General features: G+C 61.8%; 19 protein-coding genes. 13 read left to right on the plus strand and 6 right to left on the minus strand.

The window, feature by feature from the left end:
• Positions 1–53 precede the first annotated feature (53 nt).
• The 7 genes from DK871_RS13650 to DK871_RS13680 all read left to right on the plus strand — a co-directional run bounded on the left by DK871_RS13650 (position 54) and on the right by DK871_RS13680 (position 6930).
• Positions 54–1118, plus strand: a complete 1065-nt coding sequence (locus DK871_RS13650; protein WP_003195180.1) for a putative 2-aminoethylphosphonate ABC transporter ATP-binding protein — start codon at positions 54–56, stop codon at positions 1116–1118.
• A gap of 1 nt (position 1119) precedes the next feature.
• Positions 1120–2832: a putative 2-aminoethylphosphonate ABC transporter permease subunit gene (locus DK871_RS13655; protein WP_161905411.1), complete on the plus strand. Its 1713-nt coding sequence runs from the start codon at positions 1120–1122 to the stop codon at positions 2830–2832.
• A gap of 23 nt (positions 2833–2855) precedes the next feature.
• Positions 2856–3878 carry a putative 2-aminoethylphosphonate ABC transporter substrate-binding protein gene (locus DK871_RS13660; protein ID WP_161905412.1) on the plus strand — a complete coding sequence of 341 codons (1023 nt, stop codon included), beginning with the start codon at positions 2856–2858 and terminating at the stop codon, positions 3876–3878.
• Between the two features lie 126 nt (positions 3879–4004).
• Entirely contained in the window at positions 4005–5141 is a 1137-nt protein-coding gene (locus DK871_RS13665) for a TIGR03364 family FAD-dependent oxidoreductase (protein ID WP_161905413.1), read from the plus strand.
• Positions 5138–5692: a phosphonate degradation HD-domain oxygenase gene (locus tag DK871_RS13670; protein ID WP_161905414.1), complete on the plus strand. Its 555-nt coding sequence runs from the start codon at positions 5138–5140 to the stop codon at positions 5690–5692. The genes DK871_RS13665 and DK871_RS13670 overlap by 4 nt, the downstream gene beginning before the upstream one ends.
• Positions 5693–5783: 91 nt before the next feature.
• Complete coding sequence (locus DK871_RS13675; protein ID WP_161905415.1) at positions 5784–6359, plus strand: hypothetical protein; 576 nt, start codon at positions 5784–5786, stop codon at positions 6357–6359.
• A gap of 22 nt (positions 6360–6381) precedes the next feature.
• Complete coding sequence (locus tag DK871_RS13680; protein ID WP_161905416.1) at positions 6382–6930, plus strand: hypothetical protein; 549 nt, start codon at positions 6382–6384, stop codon at positions 6928–6930.
• 17 nt (positions 6931–6947) lie between these two features.
• Here DK871_RS13680 and DK871_RS13685 read toward each other — a convergent pair whose 3' ends face one another.
• Both DK871_RS13685 and DK871_RS13690 read right to left on the minus strand, forming a co-directional pair.
• The gene (locus DK871_RS13685; protein WP_161905417.1) at positions 6948–8327 is read right to left on the minus strand and encodes a DUF3482 domain-containing protein; all 1380 of its coding nucleotides are present in this window, start codon (positions 8325–8327) and stop codon (positions 6948–6950) included.
• Positions 8320–9699 (minus strand): DUF2868 domain-containing protein, encoded by a 1380-nt coding sequence (locus DK871_RS13690; protein WP_161905418.1) that lies wholly within the window; start codon positions 9697–9699, stop codon positions 8320–8322. Before DK871_RS13690 ends, DK871_RS13685 begins: the two co-directional genes overlap by 8 nt.
• A 69-nt stretch (positions 9700–9768) precedes the next feature.
• On the opposite strand from DK871_RS13690, the gene DK871_RS13695 reads away from it, so the two are divergent.
• Positions 9769–10281: a dihydrofolate reductase gene (locus DK871_RS13695; RefSeq protein ID WP_161905419.1), complete on the plus strand. Its 513-nt coding sequence runs from the start codon at positions 9769–9771 to the stop codon at positions 10279–10281.
• A 113-nt stretch (positions 10282–10394) separates the two neighbouring features.
• Here DK871_RS13695 and DK871_RS13700 read toward each other — a convergent pair whose 3' ends face one another.
• Positions 10395–11786, minus strand: a complete 1392-nt coding sequence (locus DK871_RS13700) for an L-cystine transporter (RefSeq protein WP_054917031.1) — start codon at positions 11784–11786, stop codon at positions 10395–10397.
• A gap of 242 nt (positions 11787–12028) precedes the next feature.
• Between DK871_RS13700 and DK871_RS13705 the strand changes: the two genes are divergently transcribed.
• The 4 genes from DK871_RS13705 to DK871_RS13720 all read left to right on the plus strand — a co-directional run bounded on the left by DK871_RS13705 (position 12029) and on the right by DK871_RS13720 (position 17353).
• On the plus strand, positions 12029–13090 hold the full coding sequence (locus tag DK871_RS13705; protein ID WP_161905420.1) for a haloacid dehalogenase-like hydrolase: 1062 nt from the start codon (positions 12029–12031) through the stop codon (positions 13088–13090).
• Positions 13091–13303: 213 nt separating this feature from the next.
• Positions 13304–13837 carry an RNA polymerase sigma factor gene (locus DK871_RS13710; protein ID WP_034128963.1) on the plus strand — a complete coding sequence of 178 codons (534 nt, stop codon included), beginning with the start codon at positions 13304–13306 and terminating at the stop codon, positions 13835–13837.
• Entirely contained in the window at positions 13834–14781 is a 948-nt protein-coding gene (locus DK871_RS13715; protein WP_161905421.1) for a FecR family protein, read from the plus strand. Before DK871_RS13710 ends, DK871_RS13715 begins: the two co-directional genes overlap by 4 nt.
• A 130-nt stretch (positions 14782–14911) precedes the next feature.
• On the plus strand, positions 14912–17353 hold the full coding sequence (locus tag DK871_RS13720; protein ID WP_161905422.1) for a TonB-dependent siderophore receptor: 2442 nt from the start codon (positions 14912–14914) through the stop codon (positions 17351–17353).
• Between the two features lie 186 nt (positions 17354–17539).
• On the opposite strand, the gene ilvD is transcribed toward DK871_RS13720, so the two are convergent.
• The 3 genes from ilvD to DK871_RS13735 all read right to left on the minus strand — a co-directional run bounded on the left by ilvD (position 17540) and on the right by DK871_RS13735 (position 22122).
• Positions 17540–19381: a dihydroxy-acid dehydratase gene (gene ilvD, locus DK871_RS13725; RefSeq protein ID WP_003195159.1), complete on the minus strand. Its 1842-nt coding sequence runs from the start codon at positions 19379–19381 to the stop codon at positions 17540–17542.
• A gap of 228 nt (positions 19382–19609) precedes the next feature.
• Positions 19610–20800: an MFS transporter gene (locus tag DK871_RS13730; protein WP_161905423.1), complete on the minus strand. Its 1191-nt coding sequence runs from the start codon at positions 20798–20800 to the stop codon at positions 19610–19612.
• A gap of 125 nt (positions 20801–20925) precedes the next feature.
• Positions 20926–22122, minus strand: coding sequence for a class I SAM-dependent rRNA methyltransferase (locus DK871_RS13735; RefSeq protein WP_005792302.1), 1197 nt, complete (start codon positions 22120–22122; stop codon positions 20926–20928).
• 223 nt (positions 22123–22345) lie between these two features.
• On the opposite strand from DK871_RS13735, the gene DK871_RS13740 reads away from it, so the two are divergent.
• Positions 22346–23212 (plus strand): HDOD domain-containing protein, encoded by an 867-nt coding sequence (locus DK871_RS13740; RefSeq protein WP_161905424.1) that lies wholly within the window; start codon positions 22346–22348, stop codon positions 23210–23212.
• Positions 23213–23221: the final 9 nt, after the last annotated feature.

Here is a 23221-nt window from a genome sequence, read left to right on the forward strand (position 1 = left end):
CGCTACGCATTCCCTCCCTAGCATGGCCTTCATCCGTTCGATGAGGTGCCACCATGCACACAGCCCTGACCCAACCCGGCGCACCGATGAAAGTGCGCGCAATCCAGAAACGCTTTGGCGCGTTCACCGCGCTGGACAACGTCTCCCTGGACGTCGCCGCCGGCGAGCTGGTGTGCCTGCTGGGCCCTTCCGGCTGTGGCAAGACCACGCTGCTGCGCTGCATCGCCGGCCTGGAGCGCCAGGACAGCGGTGAGCTTTACCTGGGCGAGCGGGACGTGTCCCTGCTGCCACCCCAGGCGCGGGACTACGGCATCCTGTTCCAGTCCTACGCGTTGTTTCCCAACCTCAGCGTTGAAGCGAACATCGGCTATGGCCTCACCGGCAGCGGCCGCGATGAAGTGCGCAAGCGTGTCGCGCAGATGCTCGAACTGGTCGGCCTGGTGGGCAGCGAAAAGAAGTACCCCGGTCAACTCTCCGGCGGCCAGCAACAGCGCGTCGCCCTGGCCCGCGCACTGGCGCCGGCGCCGTCGTTACTGCTGTTGGATGAGCCGATGTCGGCCCTCGATGCCCGGGTGCGCGAGCACCTGTGCACCGAATTGCGCCAACTGCAGCGGCGTCTGGGCATCACCACCTTGATGGTGACCCACAACCAGGACGAAGCCATGTTGATGGCCGACCGCATTGCCGTGATGAACAACGGTAAGGTCGAGCAGTACGCCACGCCCCAGGAAATCTACGACCGCCCGGCCACGCCGTTCGTGGCGGAGTTTGTCGGCCAGGGCAACTGGTTGCCGTTCAGCCGTAACAGCGCCAGCCATGCCCAGGTGGGTGGGTTGAACATGCGCCTGGCTGAGGACGCGGGTGTCGCCCAGTCCGGCCGCTTGTTCTGCCGCCCGGAAGCCATTTGCGTCAACCCGCCGGTGCACGAAGAAAACCTGTTCCCGGCCAAGGTTCGCGAGATCACCTTTCTAGGCAACCGCTGCCGCATGAGCTTTGAGCTGGAGCAGTTACCGGGCCACCCGTTGCTGGCTGAACTGGCGCCGGAAGCCATGCCGCGTCTGGGCGCCCAGGACATCTGGGTGGCGTTGCCGCCGCGCAGCCTGCAGGTGTTTGCCTGAGATGGGGGCTGTGATGACATTGCCCGTACCGCGTCAGGTGTCCCGCGCCGAGTGGGGCGACCGCCTCTTTGTGGTCGGCGGCAAATGGCTCTGGCTGGGCCTGTTAGTGGTGGCGGTGCTGTTGCCGCTGTTGGCGATCTTCTGGCGCGGCTTCAGCAGCGAAGCCGGGCAGGGCGGTGGCCTGGTGGCCGCGCGCGAACTGCTGAGCAGCGCCAACTTCCACTGGTTGCTGGGCAATAGCCTGAAAGTTTCCCTCAGCGTGGCGGCCATCGTCGTGCCGCTGGCCTACTTGTTTGCCTATGCCCTGCAACGCACGCTGATCCCCGGCAAGTCCATCTGGCGCGGCCTGTCCTTGCTGCCGTTGATGGCGCCGTCGATGCTGCCGGGCATTGCCCTGGTTTATCTGTTCGGCAACCAGGGCCTGCTGCGCGGCTTGTTCTCGGAGAATATCTACGGTTTCTGGGGCATTGTGCTCGGTGAGGTGATTTACACCTTTCCCCATGCCCTGATGATTTTGCTGTCGGCGTTGTCTCTGGCGGATGCGCGCTTGTTCGACGCCGCTTCGAGCATGGGCGCCAGCCCGGCCCGGGCGTTTCGCAGCATTACCTGGCCGGCCACGCGCCAGGCGGTGTTCGCCGCGTTCTGCCTGGTGTTCACCCTGACCATCACCGACTTCGGGGTGCCGGTGGTGGTGGGCGGCGACTACCAGGTGCTGGCGCTGGAGGCCTACAAGGCTGTGGTGGGCCAGCAACAGTTCGGTCGCGGTGCGTTGATCGGCATGGTGTTGCTGCTGCCGGCGCTGTTCAGCTTTGGCGTGGATGCCTGGTTGCGCCGTCGGCATGGCGACGCGATGAGCGGCCGCGCCCAGGTGTTCCAGCCGGCGCCATCGCGGCTGCGCGACGGGTGCTACCTGGCCATCGTGCTGCTGATCTGCGCGGCGTTGCTGCTGGTGTTCGGCATGGCGGTGTACTCCTCGCTGGTGAAATTCTGGCCGTACAACCTGTCGCTGTCGCTCAACCACTACCAATTCGAAGACACCGCCGGCGGCGGCTGGCTGGCCTATCGCAACAGCCTGACCATGGCGCTGTGCACGGCGTTGATCGGTAGCGTGCTGATTTTTACCGGCGCCTACCTGATGGAAAAGACCAAGGGCCAGAAGAACCTCAACCTGGCGCTGCGCATGCTCAGCTTTGTGCCGATGGCCGTGCCGGGCCTGGTCCTGGGGCTGGGCTACGTGTTCTTCTTCAACCTCAACGGCAACCCGCTGCATGTGTTGTACGGCAGCATGGCGTTGCTGGTGGTGTGCACCATTGCCCACTACCTGACCACCGCGCAGATGACCGCGACCACCGCCTTGCGCCAGTTGGACGCCGAGTTCGAAGCCGCCGCGCTGTCCCTCAAGGCGCCGTTCTATCGCCATTATCTGCGCGTCACGGTGCCGATCTGCCTGCCGGCGCTGCTGGACATCCTGCGCTATCTGTTTGTGTCGGCGATGACCACCGTGTCCGCCGCAATCTTCCTCTACAGCCCCGACACCATCCTCGCCGCCGTCGCCGTGCTGAACATGGACGACGCCGGCAATGTGGGCGGTGCGGCGGCCATGTCGACCCTGATCCTGTTCACTTCGGCCAGCGTCTCGCTGCTGCTGGCGTGGGCCTCACGTGGCGCGCTGCGCCGCTCCCAAGCCTGGCGCCAGCGCGCACCCGGCCAATAAAACATCCCTGAAGGAGGTGCTCCATGTTCAAGCCCCTGGCGCTGGTCGCTGCAGTCCTCACGGCATTCAGCCTGAATGCTCTGGCCAAGACCGAGTTGACCGTGTACACGGCCCTTGAAGCCGAGCAATTGAAGACCTACAAAAAAGCCTTCGAACTGGCCAACCCCGACGTCGAGATCAAGTGGGTGCGCGACTCTACCGGCATCATCACCGCCAAGCTGCTGGCCGAGAAAGACCGCCCCCAGGCTGACGTGGTGTGGGGCCTGGCCGCCTCCAGCCTGGCGATCCTCGATCAGCAAGGCATGCTCGACAACTACGCGCCCAAGGACCTGGACAAGATCGGCAAGAACTACCGCGACGCCGCCAACCCTCCGGCCTGGGTCGGCATGGACGTGTGGGCCGCCACCATTTGCTTCAACACCGTCGAAGCCGAGAAGCAGGGCCTCACCAAACCGGTGAGCTGGCAGGACCTGACCAAGCCTGAGTACAAGGGCAAGATCGTGATGCCCAACCCGGCGTCCTCGGGCACAGGCTTCCTGGATGTCAGCGCCTGGCTCCAGACCTTCGGCGATAAGCAAGGCTGGCAATACATGGACGATCTGCACCAGAACATCGGCCAGTACGTTCACTCCGGCTCCAAGCCGTGCAAGCTGGCGGCTTCCGGTGAATTCCCGATTGGTATTTCCTTTGAATACCCGGCGGTTCAGCTCAAACGCCAGGGCGCGCCGCTGGACATCATCCTGCCCAAGGAAGGCCTGGGCTGGGACATCGAAGCCACCGCGGTGATCAAAGGCACGGCCCATGCCGAAGCGGCGAAAAAACTCGCTGACTTCTCCGCCAGCACCGCGGCGATGGACCTGTACAAGGACAACTTCGCCGTGCTCGCCCAACCGGGGATCGCCAAGCCGCAGACCGAATTGCCAGCGGACTACGAGCAGCGATTGATCAAGAACGACTTTGTCTGGGCTTCCAGGAACCGTGACAGCATCCTGGCCGAATGGCGTAAGCGTTATGACGGTAAGTCGGAGAAGGTAGCCGGTCAGTAGGGCTTTCGTTAAGGCTGATGGCCTCATCGCAGGCAAGCCAGCTCCCACATTTTGATGTGTGAACCCGTTCAAGTGTGGGAGCTGGCTTGCCTGCGATTGCGGCCTCAAGGACAGGAACATCATGTCATGACACAACACAGCGATTTACTGATCGTCGGCGCCGGCATCCTCGGCCTCTCCCACGCCTATGCCGCCGCCAGGCGCGGCCTCAAGGTCAAGGTGTTCGAGCGCAGCGCCACGCCACTGGGCGCCTCGGTACGCAACTTCGGCCAGGCCCTGGTCACCGGCCAACCACCAGGGCCCATGCTGGACCTGGCGCGGGAAAGCCGCGAAATCTGGGGCCAGTGGGCACAAGCGGCGGGCCTGGCGCTCAAACGCAATGGCGCCTACCTGTTCGCCCGTACCGACGCCGAAGAACATCTACTCGAAGCCTTCTGCGCCGGGCGAGCGCGGGAGCACGGCTACAACGTCGAGCTGCTGCAAGGCGCTGCCATGAACGACCTGTACGCCGGCCAGTTCCGCCATCACCGTGCCGCGCTGCATGGCAAGGACGACCAGCAACTGTATTCCCGCGAAGCCATACCGGCGCTGATCCATTACCTGAGCCAGGCGCTGAACGTGGAGTTTCACTTCTCCACCCTGGTGCGCGAGGTGGAACCGGGACAGTTGCACAGCACGGCAGGCAGCTTTCGCGGCGAGCAGATCATCGTCTGCTCCGGCCATGACTATCAGACCCTGCTGGCCGACGCCATCGCCCCGCTCAACCCGCAAACCTGTCGCCTGCAAATGCTGCGCGCCCGGCCCGTGCTCAACCTGAACCTGCAACATGCCTTGCTCACCGGCTTGAGCTGCGTGCACTACGGCGCCTTTGCCGACCTGCCGGAAGCGGCCGCGGTGCAGGCGCAGATCCTGCGTGAAACGCCGTACCTGCACGAGCACGGCATTCACCTGTTGATCAGCCCTACGCCCCATGGCGAGTTGATCATCGGTGACTCCCACCATTACGACAGCGATCCGTCGCCCTTCAACGCCGAGCAGGTGGATGACTGGCTGATCGAACTGGCGCAACAGACCCTGGGTTGCAAGGTCCAGGTAGTCGAGCGCTGGCAGGGCGTCTACGGTTCGCGCGGGCCTGGGCCGTTTTCGTTTGTGCAGGCGGCACCCGGCGTCAGCGCTGCCTTGATGCACACCGGCGTAGGGATGAGCGTAGGGCCGGCGATGGCCGAGCGTAATATCAGCACGCTGTGGGGCGCGACGCGGTGAGCCCGGAACAGGCGATTGCCCAAGTGTTTGGCTTGTACGAGCAGCATGGAACGGCTGACTACATCGGCGAGCCAGTGTCGCAGCTCGAGCACATGTCCCAGGCCGCGCAATTGGCCATGGCCGAAGGGTTTGACGACGAGGTGGTGCTGGCGGCTTTCTTCCACGACATCGGCCACCTCTGCGGCCAGGGCGGCGCGAACATGGGCGGTTATGGTGTGGTCAGCCACGAGCGGCTGGGCGCCGATTACCTGCGCCGCGCAGGCTTCAGCGAACGCCTGGCCAGGCTGGTGGAATACCACGTGCAGGCCAAGCGTTACCTGACCTTCAGCGAGCCGGACTATTACGCACGCTTGAGCCAAGCCAGCCGTCGCACCCTGGGTTACCAGGGCGGCGTGATGAGCGCCGAAGAGGCCAGGGCCTTTGAACAAGACCCTTTGTATGCCGTGAGTTTGCGTATGCGCCACTGGGACGAGCAGGCCAAGCAGACCCAGGTGCCGGTGCTGGATCTGCAACTGCTCAAAGCCATGGCCGCACGACTACTGGCCACGTAGACGGGCCTTACACACATCGCAGATACGCCGCCTGGAGCCTCGATAGCCGCCGCACTAAGGTGCTTGCTTCTTAGCCAAGGGAGCAACGCAGATGCGCTATTTGAAGGTAGTAGCACAGGATCAAACGGGAGATGGCCGGGCGAATACGGTGCGGCTTCAGTTCTACCAAGGTACGCCATGCAATCAGGACGAGTTGCTCAATGAGGCCGTGGCCTATGACTTCACCTCAGACGCAAAGGTCGATTACAGCAGGGGAGACGTTACCAATGACGGTCAGGAAAACAGTCTTGATCGAGCGTTGTTGGATCAATTTGCCAATGCCTATTTGAAGATCAATTGGGTGAATCGCGGCGCCAGTACCCGGCTTTACATGAAGATCTTTTCCGAAGACTTCTATAAAGACGGCACCCCCGACACCGTGCGCCTGCACTTGCATAAAGGCCCAGGGCTGCTGAGTTCGGACGCTCAGGTGTCTTGGAGCGCCGCCTATGATTTTGATAACAACGGTGAACTTGAGTGGAACATTCACGCCGACATCAACTGCGATGGCGTCATCGATGAAGTTGATAAGCACTTGGTCCAGCAATTGGCTGAGCTTTATTTGAAGTTCAATTGGCACACACCTGAGCCCTTCGACGCCAAGGTTGTTGATATCAAGGCACATTGATCCGCAAGGAAGGGAGCACGTGATGCGCTATTTAAAAGCCGCTGCCCAAGACAGAAGCGGCAATGGAAAGGCGGATACCGTCTTTTTACATTTCTATGAACGCGCAGCGGGCGGGTTCGACGAGCTGGTTCATGAGGCGTTCGCCGTTGATATGAATGGCGATGCAGACGTGGATCTTCAAACCGTTGTAGACATTGACGTTGATGGCAAAAATATTGTCATCGATCACCAATGGCTCAAGGTCTTCGTCAATACGTTTCTTAAGTTGAAGTGGTTTAACAGCGGCGAAAGCTGGAAGCGCACCTTGGTGGTTGTCGCCGTCCATGAATACGAAAAAAGCCCGCCCAATGGGGTGAAACTCAATTTTCTGGAACGGCGTAGCGCTGTGCGTAAACCGACGCTGGCTTATCAGGCCGAAGCCTACGACGGTTACGGGAACGGTGAGCTGGAATGGTTTACCCAGACCGATATGGATAAGAACGGCGTGGTTGATCAGGTCGATAAAGAACTGATCCGCTCCCTGTGCAGCAGTTTCCTGGCATTTGAATGGTACACAGACAACACCGTTTGACGCTGCTTACAGAGCGCTCAAGGCACGAGCCCCGGTTCATTCAGTTGCACCGACAATGCCTCGACCTGTTCCTGGCGCTCGGCCTGGCTCAGTTTTGCGTGGGGGTTGAGGGACGACCATTGCGGATAGGCGCGGGCCTTGTGCAAGGCGTCCGGCAGCTTGCCTTCGCGCCAGGTTTTGTCCTGGGGCGTATCGACCTTGATGCTGTGCATCGCCGCATGCCCGCGCAGGTTCAGGGCCTTGAGCAGTTGGCGTTGGCGCAGGGCGAGCAGGCGCAGCACGCTGTCATCGACGGTGAGTTCGCGTTGGCCCTTGATCTTGCCCATCAGGCGGCTGCCATAGCTGCGGGCGGTTTGCAGCGCACCGCCGGCAATCGCGCCCGCCAGGGCAGCAGCGCCCAGTGTCAGGCCGCCGACCAGGAGGTCTACGCCCGCACCGGCCGCCGCGCCGGCGGCGATCCCGCCACCCACGCGCACGCCCAGTTGCTTGAGGGTTTCGGGGTTGAACAGGTCGTCGCCCCAGCGCCCGTCCAGCAACGGCAGGTCGCTGGCGGCGGCATCCTGTGGGCGGAAGCCGAACAGTTTGAGCAGGGCTTCGACGCACTTTTGTTCGCGCTGGCGCACGGCCTTGCGTAAGTCGCTGACAGCTTGGGGCTCATCCTCGGTGGTCACACTGCGGCGGCAGGCGGCGCAGTCGATCAGCAATTCGGCGATCAGCCGTGCCGCGCTTTGCTGGCGTGCCTGGCGCTGGGCTTCTTGGTCGAGGATCAGGCGTTCCAGCTGGGGGCGGGAGTTCTCCAGCAGCAGGGCCAGGCTTTCATACAGCCGCCGTTCGCCGTCTTCGGGCGGTGCCACGCTGTCGAAACGCACCAGGGCATGCAGGCCAAGGCGGGCCAGGGCTTCGCGCCAGTCTGGTTCGCGGTGGTCGCTGCTGCTGACAAAGTTGAGCACCGGCAACAACGGCTTGCCGCAACTGGCTAGCACTTGCAGCTCGTCGCGGTACTTGGCCAGCACCGGCTCGCGGGCGTCGATCACATACAGGCCGGCATCCGAGGCCAGCAATTGGCGCAGCACCTTGGCTTCCTGTTCGAAACGCTGGCGCGCTTCGCTGCCCTCCAGGAAACGCGCCAGCCGCGCCGGGCCATCCAGGCGTTCGCCGGGGCGGTCGAGGCGCTCCAGGTAATCGAGCAGGGCGATGGCGTCTTCCAGGCCGGGGGTGTCGTACAGTTCCAGCAAGGCTTCGCCATCTACCGATAGGCGCGCACCTTCCACGTGCCGCGTGGTACTGGGGCGATGGGACACTTCGCCAAAGCCGACATCGCGGGTGAGGGTGCGCAGCAGTGAGGTCTTGCCCACGTTGGTGTGGCCGACCACGGCGAGTTTCAGCGGTTTAGTCATGACCGGTCTCCAGCCAGCTTAGCGGCGCGCAATCGGCAAACGACAGCTCAAGCTGTTGCAGCGCGGTATGCCAGTCGCCCAGGCGCTCGGCGTCCAGTGCCTGGCCCGGTGGTGCCTGCAGCAGCCATACGCGGGTGTCGCTGGCGCTGCGTGCCAGCTCGGCGATCAGCGCCAGGCTGCCACGGTCGGGCGAGCGGCGCGGGTCACAGGCGATGGCCAGGCGCGCGGGGGGGAAACGGCTGAGTTGTTCCAGCAATTTGTTGCGTGATTCGCGGCTGTCGAGGATGCCGGCGTTCTTGACGTTGGCAGGCAGTTTGGGCGGCCAAGGGTGTTGGTCGTCGAGTTCGATGGCGACCAGCAGCGCGCCGTCGCTCTCCAGCTCGCTCACGCCTCCGCTGAACTGGTGCAGTTGCTCGGGCGCCACATCGTTGACCCCCAGGCGCTCGCTGCTGGGCATCAGGCGTTCGCGCAGTTGGGCGTAGCCGGGCAGGTTGAGGTCCAGGCGCAACGCTGCGCGCCCGCGCTTCCAGCGCCACAGGCACAGCAGGGCGAGGATCAACCGCGGCAGCAGGCCGTACACCAGCAACACGCCCACCAGCCAGGCCGCCCAGGCTTGGCGGGCGCTTTCGATATTCAGCGCGGAGTCGCCGCTGGCGCGGATCATCTCCACGGTGGGCACATTGAAACCGAGCAGCGCCGGGAGTGTGCCAAGGGCCTGGGTCACGGCGACAAAGGTATCGGCGCCGAGAATGGTGGTTTCCCACACAAACCCATAGCGGCGGGTGGCGAGCAGGGTCAACAGGATCACCAGGGCGCTGAGCAAGGCCAGCAACCACAAGCTGTTGACCAGCACGCCCACCGCCCAGCGATTGAGTTTTTGCCGTTGCAGCAACAGCAACAGCGCTGGGGCCAGTTGCGCGGCCTTGGCGTCACGCGCCAGTTTCTCGCTGAGCCACAACCACAGCCGGCCGAGACTGGCGCTGTGTTCGCCGGCAAACAGCAGGCCCAGGAGCCAACTGACCAGCAGGATCAGGTTCAGGCCGAGCAGGCTGCCCAAGGCCCAGAACACATTCACCGGGGCCAGGCCATTGCCCAACGCGGCGAACGCCAAACCGGCGCCACTGATGACGGCGACCACCGCCAGTAACACCAGCGCCAGGCGTGCGCCTTGCAGCCAGCGGCTGAGCGCGGCGGCCAAACCATCGCGCTCGGCCAGGTGCAGCGCACGCTGCTGGATGCGCGAGGGCAGGTCGCCCCCGGCGGTGCGGGCCAGGCGGTTGGCTTCCAGGTCTTCCAGGGGGCCGGCGTGTTCTTCGCGCAAGCGCACGGTTTCTGTCAGCCAAAGTCTGTGCAGCGGGTTCAGTGCAGTCACGCGCCGTCCTGTCGTGTTGATGAGGTTGGAGCATAACCGCTGGCTCGCCGCTCTGGTATTCTCGTCGCCATGAAAAAAACTCTCCCTTTAAGCCTGATCGCAGCCCTCGGTGAAAACCGTGTGATCGGCGTCGACAACAGCATGCCCTGGCATTTGCCGGGGGATTTCAAATATTTCAAGGCCACCACCCTCGGCAAGCCGATCATCATGGGGCGCAAGACCTGGGATTCCCTGGGCCGACCGCTGCCGGGGCGCTTGAACCTGGTGGTCAGCCGTCAGACCGATCTTGTGCTGGAAGGTGCGCAAGTGTTTCCGTCATTGGAGGCTGCGGTAGAGCGCGCTGAGGAGTGGGCCCAGGCGCAAGGCGTGGACGAGCTGATGCTGATCGGCGGCGCGCAGTTGTATGCGCAGGGGCTGGAACAGGCCGATCGCTTGTACCTGACCCGCGTGGCGCTGAGCCCGGAAGGGGATGCGTGGTTTCCGCAGTTTGATAGGAACCAGTGGAAGCTGGTGTCGAATGTCGAGAATCCAGCTGAAGGTGATAAGCCGGCCTACAACTTCGAAGTGTGGGAGCGCAACTAGTTGTAGGAGCGAGCTTGCTCGCGAAGATCGTCAACGATGACGCGGGCATTCTGAATGAACGCGGCGCCCTCAGGTTCTTCGCGAGCAAGCTCGCTCCTACAGGTTATAAGCCTTTATGCCTGCGCTAGCTCGGCATGCTCATCGGCATCCAGCAACGCCTTATCCGTCTGCCCCATGATCTGGCTGGTGATCGCCCCCGCCGTCATCGAACCATTCACGTTCAACGCCGTACGGCCCATGTCGATCAGCGGTTCCACGGAAATCAACAGCGCCACCAGTGACACCGGCAAGCCCATGGCCGGCAGCACGATCAGCGCGGCAAAGGTCGCACCGCCGCCGACGCCGGCAACGCCCGCCGAACTCAAGGTCACTATCGCCACCAGGGTCGCGATCCACAGCGGGTCCAGCGGGTTGATGCCCACGGTCGGCGCGACCATCACCGCCAACATCGCAGGGTAAAGACCGGCGCAACCGTTCTGGCCGATGGTCGCGCCAAACGAGGCAGCGAAACCGGCGATGGATTGCGGAATGCCCAGGCGACGGGTCTGCGCTTCAATGCTCAGCGGGATGCTCGCCGCGCTGGAGCGGCTGGTGAAGGCGAAGGTCAGCACCGGCCACACCTTGCGGAAGAAGCGCAGCGGGTTGATCCCGGCCAGGGACAGCAGCAGGCCGTGCACCACGAACATCAGGCCCAGGGCCAGGTACGACACCACGACGAAACTGCCCAGCTTGATGATGTCTTGCAGGTTGGAACCGGCGACCACTTTGGTCATCAGCGCCAGCACACCATAAGGGGTCAGCTTCATCACCAGGCGCACCAGGCGCATCACCCAGGCTTGCAGGGTGTCGATGGCGTTAAGGACTTTCTGGCCTTTTTCGACGTCGTCCTTGAGCAGTTGCAGCGCGGCAACCCCAAGGAACGCGGCGAAAATCACCACGCTGATGATTGACGTCGGCTTGGCCCGGGCCAGGTCGGCGAACGGGTTGGCCGGTACGAACGACAGCAGCAACTGCGGGATATTCAGGTCGGCAACCTTGCCTGCGTAATCACTCTGGATCACTTGCAGGCGCGCCATTTCCTGGGTGCCGGCCACCAGGCCTTCGGCGGTGAGGCCGAACAGGTTGGTCAGGCCGATGCCGATCAGCGCCGCGATGGCCGTGGTGAACAGCAGCGTGCCGATGGTCAGAAAGCTGATCTTGCCCAGGGACGAGGCGTTATGCAGGCGCGCCACGGCACTGAGGATCGAGGCGAACACCAGCGGAATCACGATCATTTGCAGCAGTTGTACATAGCCGTTGCCGACCAGGTCAAACCAGCCGATGGAGGCTTTGAGCACCGGGTTGCCGTCGCCATAGATCGTGTGCAACGCCGCGCCGAACAGCACGCCCAGCACCAGGGCGAACAGCACCTTCTTGGCCAGGCTCCAGTTAGTACGGCGAGTTTGTGCCAGGCCCAGCAACAGGGCCACGAACACCAATAAATTGAGAATCAGGGGCAGATTCATTGAAGCTCCGTTGAGAAGGCAGCCAATCGCGTGAGCCTGCGATTGCGAACCGGGAAGCCTAACAGCTTGAAATATATTGATTTAATACCGATATGGAATGGCGACTGTCGTTTTTGGAATAAGCGTTTGACGCTCAGGCGTATGCTCTTGGCGTGATCACGACGTCCTTGGTCGTGCTCGGGCGATAACTGTCATACGGATTTGTTAGCGTCGATGTCTTTCACTTGAGGGAGACACCGCCTATGAAGCTCGCGCCGAAACTATTGGTATCCGCCGCCTTTTGCCTCGGGCTCGCCAGCCAGGCGTTTGCCGCCACCGAGTTGAAACACTGGCCGGCACCTGCCGCCAAACAGCTCAACGAAATGATCGCCGCCAACGCCAACAAGGGTAATTACGCGGTGTTCGACATGGACAACACCAGCTACCGCTACGACCTCGAAGAATCCTTGCTGCCGTACATGGAAAACAAGGGCCTGATCACCCGCGACAGCCTCGACCCGTCGCTCAAGCTGATGCCGTTCAAAGACACCGCCGAGCATAAAGAGAGCCTGTTCAGTTACTACTATCGCCTGTGCGAGGTCGATGACATGGTCTGCTACCCGTGGGTGGCCCAGGTGTTTTCCGGCTTTACCCTCAAGGAACTCAAGGTCCAGGTGGATGAACTGATGGCCTCCGGCAAGCCGGTGCCGGTCAGTTATTTTGAAGGCGACGCGGTGAAGACATCCGAGGTGCAGCCGCCAAAAGTCTTCACTGGCCAGGCCGAGCTGTACAACAAGCTGATGGAAAACGGCATCGAGGTGTATGTGATGACGGCCGCATCCGAGGAGCTGGTGCGCATGGTCGCCGCCGATCCGAAGTACGGCTACAACGTCAAACCCGAAAACGTCATCGGCGTGACCACCCTGCTCAAGGACCGCCAGACCGGCGAGTTGACCACCGCCCGCAAGCAAATCGCGGCCGGCAAGTATGACCAAGCCGCCAACCTCGGCCTGGAACTGACCCCCTACCTGTGGACCCCGGCGACCTGGATGGCGGGCAAGCACGCGGCAATCCTCACCTACATCGACGAGTGGAAAAAACCGGTAATCGTCGGCGGTGACACACCGACCAGCGACGGCTACATGCTGTTCCACGATGTGGACGTGACCAAGGGCGGCATCCACCTGTGGATCAACCGCAAAGACAAATACATGACCCAGCTCAACGGCATGATCGCCAAGCACGCGGCGGCGCAAGCCAAGGAAGGGTTGCCGGTGACGGCGGATAAGAACTGGGTGATCGTCAAGCCGGAAGATATCCAGTAAGACCGAGTCACCTGCCTTCGCGAGCAAGCCCGCTCCCACATTCGACCGCATCCTCATGTTGGGGCGCGGTCAACTGTGGGAGCGGGCTTGCCCGCGAAGGCGGCCTCAAGAACACCACAGACTCAACGGCAAAAATATATCAATTGCGAACCAATCTCATTCTTTGCTAGCGTGCGCACTCCCTGAACCGTCCGTTCTTCTCAAGGTAGTGCTGTGTCCTCCTGGAATACGCAGATCGCGCGCCTGTTCGCGGAGCAGAAGAAAGCCCTCGAAGCCTTCGTCACGCGCCGCACCGGCAGCGCCCAGGTGGCTGCCGACCTGACCCAGGAATCCTTCCTGCGCCTGGCGCGCCTGGAGTCCGGCGAGAAGATCGATAACCTACCCGCGTTCCTCTTCACCATTGCCAGCAACCTGGTGCGCGACCACCAGCGCCAGGCTATCCGCCGCGAGCGTCTGGATGCCGGCGCACCGAGCGAAGAACTGCCCTGCAGCAACCCCGGTGCCGACGAACAACTGGCCGCCTATCAGCAGGAGCAACTGATGCAGGATGCGATCCTGGGCCTGCCCGAGGCGACTCGGCAGATATTCCTGCTCTATCATGTCGACGAGCTTTCCTACCGCGAGATTGGCGAACGCCTGTCGATCAGCCCGCGCAGTGTGGAATACCAATTGCGTCGCGCCTTGATTGAATGCCGTGGGTACATCAAGACGCGCCTAGCCTGCGATGCACAAGGACGTCGGTCATGACTGCCCTGCCTACTGCTGATGTGTTGTTCGAAGAAGCGTCCGGCTGGTATTTGCGCCTGCGCGCCGAGGACTTGACCCCGGCTGAAATGGACGCCTTTGCTGCGTGGCTCGGGCAGGGCCAGGCCCAGGATGATGCCTGGCAGGAAGTGCAGGCGATGCTCGACGGCCTGCGTGAGCCGGCGCGCGTCATTCGTCGTGCCGAGCAGGCCGCCTGGCGTAAACCGCTGCGGCGCTGGGCGTATGCGGCTGCCGTGTTGCTGGCCGTGGGCCTGACCGTGCAGAACACCCCCTGGCTTGACCGCTTGCGCGCCGACTACGCCACCGGCACTGGCGAGTCGCGCACCATCGAATTGGCCGATGGTTCCCACCTTCAGCTCAACACCGACAGTGCGGTGCAAATCCGCATGAGTGCGGGTGAGCGGCAGATTCGTTTGCTGCGTGGCGAAGGGTTCTTCGATGTGACCAAGGACCCCGCACGGCCCTTCGTGGTGCAGTCGGGCGACGGCTGGGTGAGAGTGGTCGGCACCCAGTTCAGTGTGGCGCGGCGTGATGACCAGACGCGTGTGCTGGTGGCGCAGGGCAAGGTTGAGGTCAGTGCAGGGAGCGGCGCGCCGGTCTATCTGGAACCGGGTCGGGCCGTGGAGTATCAGGGCCAGCACCTTGCCGACGTTCACGGTTTCGACCCGGCCAGCGGCTTTGCCTGGCGTCAGCGGCAACTGGTGTTCCGTCAGCAACCGTTGTCGGTGGTGGTCTCTGAGCTGAACCGTTACTGGCCCGGCAGGACGCTGGTGCTCGGTGATGCGTTGCGCAATCGGGTGGTGTCGGGCGTGTTCGAAATCGACAAACCCGATGCCGTGCTCAAGGCGCTGGAACACACCCTCAACCTGCGCGCCGAGCACTACACCCCGTATTTACTGGTGTTGCGTGACGGCAACGCGTCCTGACGGCAATTTTTCAAAATATTTTCAGGGTTTCCCCGCAAGCCATCGTCCTTGATCACTGAGGCGTAAATAGTAAGCACTCTCAAGTAGTGCGGCGCCGATCACAGACTTTTTGTACCGGGGAGCACCATTCATGGCACACCGATTCGCCACACGGCCCTTGCTGGCCTTGGCCATTTCCTTGGCCAGCTGTATCGCGCCGTCGTACCTGCAGGCCGCGCAGGCCAACCAGGCCCAGACCTATCGCTTCGATATTCCAGGGCAGGGCCTGGACGCTGCGCTGGCGGCGTTCTCGGCGGTGACGCGGGTTCAGGTGCTAGTGAATGGGGAGTTGACCCAAGGGGTGGCATCGCCGGGTGTGAAGGGCAACCTGAGGCAGCGTGAAGCCTTGGCGCAACTGCTCGGCGGCACGGGGTTGAGCGCGGCGTTTATCAATGCCGATACCGTCACCCTGGAAAAACGTGTGGTACCAGGCTCTGCCCTGGAAGTGGGTGCCACCACGATCACAGCCGAACGCCTGGGCGTCACCACCGAAGGCACGGGCTCGTACACCACGGGGGCCGTGACCCTCGGCAAGGGCGAGCAGAAACTCAAGGATATCCCGCAGTCGGTCAGCGTCATGACCCGCAAGCAGATGGATGATCAGAACACCACCAAGCTCTCTGAAGTGGTCAAGCGCACGCCCGGCCTGACAGCGACCAAGTCTCCCGGCTCCGGTATGTTCATCTTCTCCCGCGGTTTCGAGGTTGGCACCCTGCAATACGACGGTGTGGGGATTCCACGTAACACTTACACGTTGGGCAGCTATCTCACCGAAAACATGGCCATTTACGACCGCGTCGAGACGCTGCGCGGCCCGGCCGCCTTGCTGCAAGGTGCCAACAGCCCCGGCGGCACCATGAACCTGGTGCGCAAGCGCGGGCAGCAGGCGCCGACGGCGACCATTACCGCCAAGGCTGGCTCATGGGACCACTACGGCACTCAGGTCGATGTCGGTGGCCCGCTGAACGCCGAAGGCACCTTGCGCGGACGCTTCGTGGCGGACTACGACACCACCGACTCCTTCGTCGACTATGCGGGGGGCTGGAACCAGACGGTTTATGGCGCCATCGACTACGATTTCACTCCCGATACCACCGTCGGCCTGGGCATCAGTAACCAGAAGGGCCATTCGCGCCCCAACTTCATGTCGTTGCCCCGTTATGCCGACGGCAGTGATATCGGTCTGCCGCGCTCGACATTTGTCGGCGCCAGTTGGAACCGCAACGTCAACAATCAGACTCAGGTGTTTGCCGACATCGAGCATCGCTTCAACGATGACTGGAAAGTGAAAGCCGCACTGGTAGCCATGGATGAGCACAACGACGCAACTTACCAGGCGACGTGGGACACGGTACCCGTCGGCGGCGGCACTGTGCCCTATGTGGATTGGATCACCGACTTCAATACCAAGAGCCGCGGCGCGGATGTGTATGTAAACGGCAAGTTTGAGGGGCTGGGCTTCCAGCAGGAAGTGGTGCTGGGTGCCAACTATTCCAAGCTCACCACCGACGACCAGTGGGCACGGGCTTCAAATCCCGGCGCGGATATCTTCAACATCGACCACAACCGTCCCCAGCGCGACAAATACCAATTGTTCCAGGAGGGTGCCGCCTCGAAAAGCTGGTATGACATTCGCCAGAAAGGCATCTATGGCACCTGGCGTGTAAAAGTCCTGGACCCGCTGACGTTGATCGTCGGTGCGCGTACCAGTTGGTATGACTATTCCTACATTGGCCAGAGTGGTTTTAAAGGCGCATATGGTGCCCCGCAAGACAATACCACCCAGTCCAATGGCAAGGTTACGCCCTACGCCGGCCTGGTCTATGCGCTCAACGAGCAGTGGTCGGCCTACGCCAGCTATGCCGATGCCTTTGAGCCGCAAACCAACCTGACCACCTCCGGTTCCCTGCTCAAGCCTATCGAGGGCAAAAACTACGAGTTGGGCATCAAGGGAGAGTTGGCTGACGGGCGCCTCAATACCTCGTTTGCGATCTTCCGCTACGACCAGGAAAACCGTAGCGTGCAGGACCTGCAAGGGCCAATGAACTGCAATGGTTGGTACTGCTCGGTCGCCTCTGGCAAGGTCCGCAGCCAAGGCTTTGAAGCCACACTCAGTGGTGAGGTGCTGCCAGGGCTGCAACTGGCCTCCAGCTACACCTACAACACCACTGAATTCCTCAAGGACGACACCTACGAAGGCAAGATTTTCAGCACCTGGACCCCCAAGCACTTGCTCAAGGTCTGGGGTGACTACCAGTTGCCGGGCGATTGGCAGCATTGGAGCGTGGGTGCCGGTGTGACCGCGCAAAGCAGCACCCAAGCCTATGACCGTACCTTCAGCGTGCCGGGCAATGCATTGTGGGATTCGCGGGTGGCCTACAAGATCAACCAGGAATTCACCGTGGCGGCAAACCTGAACAACATGTTCGACAAGAAGTATTACGTCCCGGCCTACAACGCGAACTGGGGCAGCAACTACTACGGGGACCCACGCAATGTGATGTTTACCATCACCTATACCCCACAGTTCTAAGAGATTACCTATATCCAATGCGGGGGCTGGCTCGCCCGCAATGGCGGTGTGCCAAACAAGAACTCACCGGCAGGCCTATAGCTATCGCAGGCAAGCCAGCTCCCACAGTTGATCCTCGGTGTTGTGGAGGTTTTGGCCAGGCATAAAAATGCCCCGCACCTGGCGGGGCTTTTTTATGCGCGGGGCTTACAGGCCGTCGAGCATGGCTTTGTTGCGTACGGCACCCTTGTCGGCACTGGTGGCCAACAACGCGTAGGCCTTCAACGCGGTGGTGACTTTGCGCGGGCGCTTCTCCACTGGCTTCCAGCCTTTCTTGTCCTGCTCAACCCGGCGTGCTGCCAGTTCTTCATCGCTGATCAACAGGTTGATCGAGCGGTTCGGGATGTCGATCAGCACCTTGTCGCCATCCTGCACCAGGCCAATCGCGCCACCGGCAGCGGCTTCCGGGGAAGCGTGGCCGATGGACAGGCCCGATGTGCCGCCGGAGAAACGGCCGTCGGTCAGCAGGGCGCAGGCTTTGCCCAGGCCTTTGGATTTCAGGTAGGACGTGGGGTACAGCATTTCCTGCATACCCGGGCCGCCTTTGGGGCCTTCGTAGCGGATGATCACGATATCGCCTTCCTTGACTTCGTCCGCGAGGATGCCGCGTACCGAGCTGTCCTGGCTTTCGTAGATCTTGGCGCGGCCTTCGAAGACGTGGATGGACTCATCCACACCTGCTGTTTTGACCACACAGCCGTCGAGGGCGATGTTGCCGTACAGCACGGCCAGGCCGCCTTCTTGCGAGTAGGCGTGCTCGACACTGCGGATGCAGCCGTTTTCACGGTCGTCGTCCAGGGTGTCCCAACGGGTCGACTGGCTGAACGCGGTCTGTGTCGGAATGCCCGCAGGGCCGGCCTTGAAGAAGGTGTGCACGGCTTCGTCGTCAGTCTGGGTAATGTCCCATTTGGCGATGCCTTCGGCGATGGACTTGCTGTGCACGGTCGGCAGGTCGGTGTGCAGCAGGCCGCCACGGGCCAGGGAACCGAGGATCGAGAAGATCCCGCCGGCGCGGTGCACGTCTTCCATGTGGTACTTCTGGATATTCGGCGCGACCTTGCACAGTTGTGGCACGTGGCGGGACAGGCGGTCGATGTCGCGCAGGTCGAAATCGATCTCGGCTTCCTGGGCCGCGGCCAGCAGGTGCAGGATGGTGTTGGTGGAACCGCCCATGGCGATGTCCAGGGTCATGGCGTTTTCGAACGCCTTGAAGTTGGCGATATTGCGTGGCAACACCGACTCATCGTTCTCGCCGTAGTAGCGCTTGCACAGCTCGACGATGGTGCGGCCGGCCTGCAGGAACAACTGCTCGCGGTCGCTGTGAGTGGCCAATGTGGAACCGTTGCCCGGCAAGGCCAGGCCCAAGGCTTCCACCAGGCAGTTCATCGAGTTGGCGGTGAACATGCCGGAGCACGAACCGCAGGTCGGGCAGGCGCTGCGCTCGTATTCCGCGACCTTCTCGTCAGAAGCGCTGGAATCGGCGGCGATCACCATGGCGTCGACCAGGTCGAGGCCGTGGGAGGCGAGTTTGGTCTTGCCGGCTTCCATCGGCCCGCCGGAGACGAAGATCACCGGGATGTTCAGGCGCAAGGCAGCCATCAACATGCCAGGGGTGATCTTGTCGCAGTTGGAAATGCACACAATGGCGTCGGCGCAGTGGGCGTTGACCATGTATTCCACGGAGTCGGCGATGATCTCGCGGCTCGGCAGGGAATACAGCATGCCGTCATGGCCCATGGCGATGCCGTCGTCCACGGCGATGGTGTTGAATTCCTTTGCCACGCCACCGGCGCGTTCGATCTCGCGGGCGACCAGTTGGCCAAGGTCCTTGAGGTGGACATGGCCCGGCACGAACTGGGTGAACGAGTTGGCAATCGCGATGATCGGCTTTTTGAAGTCGTCATCTTTCATCCCCGTGGCACGCCACAGCGCGCGCGCACCGGCCATGTTGCGGCCGTGGGTGGATGTTTTCGAGCGGTAATCAGGCATTGGAGCACTCCGGGCGGCTAATCAGGTACTAAAGGGGAGTGAGCTTCTATTGACGTCTGGAACACTCAGAAAATGGCCGTGTGTCCGGAAGTTGCCACTCGCACCGCGGGATCGCCGCTTGCTTGGGCCTCGAGCTCATAAACCCGCCGGGGGATGACTGGCGATGAATAGGGCCGATTCTACACCGCTGGCGGCTGGAGGGAATGGGCGCAACCTTGAAGTTAGCCGCTACAGGACGTGCGGGCGCCGCCGTGCCCATGAGTTCAACGCAAGGGCGGCAAGGCTCAGGATCAGAAAACACAAGCCAAGCGCAGTACTCAACTGGTGGGTAAAGGTGCTGATAAACGCACTGATACAGCCGCCAGCAATGAACAGCACTGCCGCAACGGCGGAAGCTGCGGCTCCCGCATTGTCTGGAAACAGGCTCATGGCCTTGGAGTTGGAAATGGGCCGGGTGATGGTGGTGCCCGCCGTGCAGAGCAGCATGGGCACCAACACTGTCGGGGTTGATAAGCCGAACAGGTAGGCCAACAGCAGCATGACTACGCCAGAGATAGCGATCAGAACCAGCCCGACTGCCATCTGGGTAGCCGCCGCCAGCCGTTTGTGCAGGACGCCGGCACAGAGGCCTCCCACTACGTAGGCGGCGCCGTAGAGAAGCAAGGTCAATGAGTAGTCATGGGGTGACAGCTTTAACTGGTCCATGAAAATGAGCGGTGACACAACGATGAATGAGAAATGACAGGCGAAGGTGATCGCGGAGATCGTGGCGTAGCTGGCGAAATGTCTGTTGGCGAAAACCTTGGCGTAGGCCCTGAAAATACCCCGCTCGCTTGGCGCGGTTGGAGGGAAGCCGCCATGCAGTAATCGGTGAGCCATAATCCACGTTGCGGCACAGAGGGCGATAAACGCGTAGAAGCTGGCTTTCCATCCCCAGTGCAATTGCAGCCATGCGCCCAGCACTGGGGAAATCGAGATGAAAATGCCTCCGGCCGTGGCCATTGCTATGCGCAACCGCTCCTGTTCCCTGCCGAAAAAAAGGTCCTGCACCAGCGCTTGGGACAGTATGAAACCACCGCAGCCTATGGCCTGAATGACTCGAAAGAACAGGAATTGGGGCGTGTTTCTGGCGGCCAGACACCCCACTGCACCCAGGATGGCTACTACCATACTGGCCAGGAGTAGCTTCTTGCGACCGATTCTGTCGGACAGCGGGCCGATCAGCAGCATTGAGCAGGAAAATCCAATGGCGAACAGGCTGACGGATCGAGCGATATGGGTGGTCGAGGTATGGAAGTGTTCAGCCAGGGCGGGAAAGGAGGGCAGTACGACGTCAAGGGGGAAGACGCCCAGCAAAGTCATGGTCATCAGCCAGAAAACCAAGAGCGGTTTTTCAGCCTGTATAATTGCCTTCGACATGCGCGAGCCTCGGTTCCATGAGAGGGGCGAGGATCGAGTCTGCGCTACGGAAAGTCAAAGCCTGGGGCAGTACGACATTTCCTGAAAACCTGTAGGAACCCGCAAGTTCCTACAGGGGAACAGCATCAGCTATTGGGTAGCAACCGGCAGGTAATGCTCTTGATGTAGCGCGTCTCGACAATCGCCGGGTGCACCGGGTGGTCCGGGCCTTGGCCGCCGCGTTCGAGCATCTGGATGTTGCGGTCCAGATGGCGGGCGCTGGTGAGCAGGATGTTTTGCAGGTCGTCTTCCGGCAGGTGCATGGAGCACGAGGCGCTGACGAGGATGCCGTCTTTGCTGAGCAGGCGCATGGCTTGCTCGTTGAGGCGGCGGTAGGCGCCTTCGCCGTTTTTCATGTCTTTTTTGCGTTTGATGAAGGCCGGTGGGTCGGCGACGATCACGTCGAAGCGTTCTTCGCTGGCTTTCAGTTCCTTCAAGGCTTCGAACACGTCGCCTTCGATGCAGGTCATCTTCTCGGCAAAGCCGTTCAGCGCGGCGTTACGCTCTACGCCGTCGAGGGCGAAGGCGGAGGCGTCGACGCAGAACACTTCACTGGCGCCAAAGGCCGCCGCTTGCACGCCCCAGCCGCCGATGTAGCTGTACAGGTCCAGTACACGCTTGCCCTTGGCATACGGGGCCAGGCGGGCGCGGTTCATGCGGTGGTCGTAGAACCAGCCGGTTTTCTGGCCCTGGATCACCGGGGCTTCGAACTTGACGCCGTTCTCTTCCAGCGCCACCCACTCCGGTACCAGGCCGAATACGGTTTCGACGTAGCGGTTGAGGCCTTCGGCGTCGCGCGCGGCGGAGTCGTTCTTGAACAGGATGCCGCTGGGCTTGAGCACCTGGGTGAGCGCAGCGATCACGTCTTCTTTATGCGCTTCCATGGTCGCCGAAGCGATCTGTACTACCAGGATGTCGCCGAAACGGTCGACCACCAGGCCCGGCAGCAGGTCGGAATCACCGTAGACCAGGCGGTAGAACGGCTTGTCGAACAGGCGGTCACGCAGGGACAGCGCGACGTTGAGGCGGTGCACCAGCAGCGACTTGTCCAGCGGCAACTTGATGTCGCGCGACAGCAGGCGAGCGCAGATCAGGTTGTTCGGGCTCATGGCCACGATGCCCAGGGTCTTGCCGCCGGCCGCTTCCAGGATAGCCTGGTCGCCTGCCTGGAAGCCGTGGAGTGGGGTGGCGGCCACGTCGATTTCGTTGCTGTAGACCCACAGGTGGCCGTTGCGCAAACGACGATCGGCGTTGGCTTTGAGACGCAGGCTTGGCAGGGACATGACGTCGCTCCGGAAAAAAGAGCGGGAGTATACCCTTTGCGCACTCTTTCATGTGGGAGCTGGCTTGCCTGCGATGCGGGCGGCGCGGTGTATCAGACGTACGGTGGTGATGCTATCGCAGGCAAGCCAGCTCCCACATTCGATCGGGTTTCACTTGGGTTTTTGGGTGTCGGCCACGTCGGCATAAGGGGTAGAATTCGCGCCTAGCCCAGAGTGTGTACTTATGTCCCAAGAGCTTTCCCCCGAGCAGATCCAGCAGGCCCTGCAAGGCATCAGCGTACCGCCTCAACCGCAAATCATGGTGGATTTGCAGATGGAGCAGTACATGCCCGACCCGGACCTGGAAGTGATTGCGCGGCTGATCTCCCAGGACCCGGGCTTGTCCGGTGCGCTGCTCAAGATCGTCAATTCGCCGTATTACGGCCTGAGCAACAAAATCGCTTCGATCCAGCGTGCGGTGAACCTGCTGGGCAGCCGTTCGGTCATCAATTTGATCAACGCGCAGTCGATCAAAGGCGAGATGTGCGACGACACCATCGTCACCCTCAACCGCTTCTGGGACACTGCACAGGATGTGGCCATGACCTGCCTCACCCTGGCCAAGCGCACCGGTTCCCAGGCCGTGGACGAAGCCTATGCCTTGGGCCTGTTCCATGATTGTGGCGTGCCGCTGATGCTCAAGCGCTTCCCCAATTACATGGCGGTGCTGGAAGAGGCCTACGCCAATGCGGGCCCGGATTGCCGCGTGGTCGACACCGAAAACAACGCGTTCCACACCAACCATGCGGTGGTTGGCTACTACACCGCCAAGTCCTGGCGCCTGCCGGAGCATGTGACCGACGCCATCGCCAATCACCACAACGCCCTGGCGATTTTCAGCGATGAGACGTCGCGCAACCCGCAGCTCAAGAACCTGCTGGCCATTTTGAAGATGGCCGAGCATATCTGTTCGTCCTATCGCGTACTGGGCAACCAGCCGGTGGACCATGAGTGGAATGCCATCGGCCACCTGGTGCTGGATTACGTGGGCCTGTCGGACTACGACTTCGAGAGCATGAAGTTGTCGATCCGCGAACTGGGCGCGCACTGACCCGTTATT

This window comes from Pseudomonas sp. L13, from assembly GCF_009935965.1.
In the GTDB taxonomy this organism is placed as follows: Bacteria; Pseudomonadota; Gammaproteobacteria; order Pseudomonadales; family Pseudomonadaceae; genus Aquipseudomonas; species Aquipseudomonas lactis.

Bases quoted from the DNA above. Each gene is read 5' to 3' on its own strand.
- DK871_RS13650 (WP_003195180.1), top strand. From the start codon at position 54: ATGCACACAGCCCTGACCCAACCCGGCGCACCGATGAAAGTGCGCGCA.
- ilvD (WP_003195159.1), bottom strand. From the start codon at position 19,381: ATGCCTGATTACCGCTCGAAAACATCCACCCACGGCCGCAACATGGCC.
- DK871_RS13695 (WP_161905419.1), top strand. From the start codon at position 9,769: ATGAAAAAAACTCTCCCTTTAAGCCTGATCGCAGCCCTCGGTGAAAAC.
- DK871_RS13655 (WP_161905411.1), top strand. From the start codon at position 1,120: ATGGGGGCTGTGATGACATTGCCCGTACCGCGTCAGGTGTCCCGCGCC.
- DK871_RS13715 (WP_161905421.1), top strand. From the start codon at position 13,834: ATGACTGCCCTGCCTACTGCTGATGTGTTGTTCGAAGAAGCGTCCGGC.
- DK871_RS13705 (WP_161905420.1), top strand. From the start codon at position 12,029: ATGAAGCTCGCGCCGAAACTATTGGTATCCGCCGCCTTTTGCCTCGGG.
- DK871_RS13675 (WP_161905415.1), top strand. From the start codon at position 5,784: ATGCGCTATTTGAAGGTAGTAGCACAGGATCAAACGGGAGATGGCCGG.
- DK871_RS13700 (WP_054917031.1), bottom strand. From the start codon at position 11,786: ATGAATCTGCCCCTGATTCTCAATTTATTGGTGTTCGTGGCCCTGTTG.
- DK871_RS13730 (WP_161905423.1), bottom strand. From the start codon at position 20,800: ATGTCGAAGGCAATTATACAGGCTGAAAAACCGCTCTTGGTTTTCTGG.
- DK871_RS13720 (WP_161905422.1), top strand. From the start codon at position 14,912: ATGGCACACCGATTCGCCACACGGCCCTTGCTGGCCTTGGCCATTTCC.
- DK871_RS13740 (WP_161905424.1), top strand. From the start codon at position 22,346: ATGTCCCAAGAGCTTTCCCCCGAGCAGATCCAGCAGGCCCTGCAAGGC.
- DK871_RS13665 (WP_161905413.1), top strand. From the start codon at position 4,005: ATGACACAACACAGCGATTTACTGATCGTCGGCGCCGGCATCCTCGGC.
- DK871_RS13660 (WP_161905412.1), top strand. From the start codon at position 2,856: ATGTTCAAGCCCCTGGCGCTGGTCGCTGCAGTCCTCACGGCATTCAGC.
- DK871_RS13680 (WP_161905416.1), top strand. From the start codon at position 6,382: ATGCGCTATTTAAAAGCCGCTGCCCAAGACAGAAGCGGCAATGGAAAG.
- DK871_RS13735 (WP_005792302.1), bottom strand. From the start codon at position 22,122: ATGTCCCTGCCAAGCCTGCGTCTCAAAGCCAACGCCGATCGTCGTTTG.
- DK871_RS13685 (WP_161905417.1), bottom strand. From the start codon at position 8,327: ATGACTAAACCGCTGAAACTCGCCGTGGTCGGCCACACCAACGTGGGC.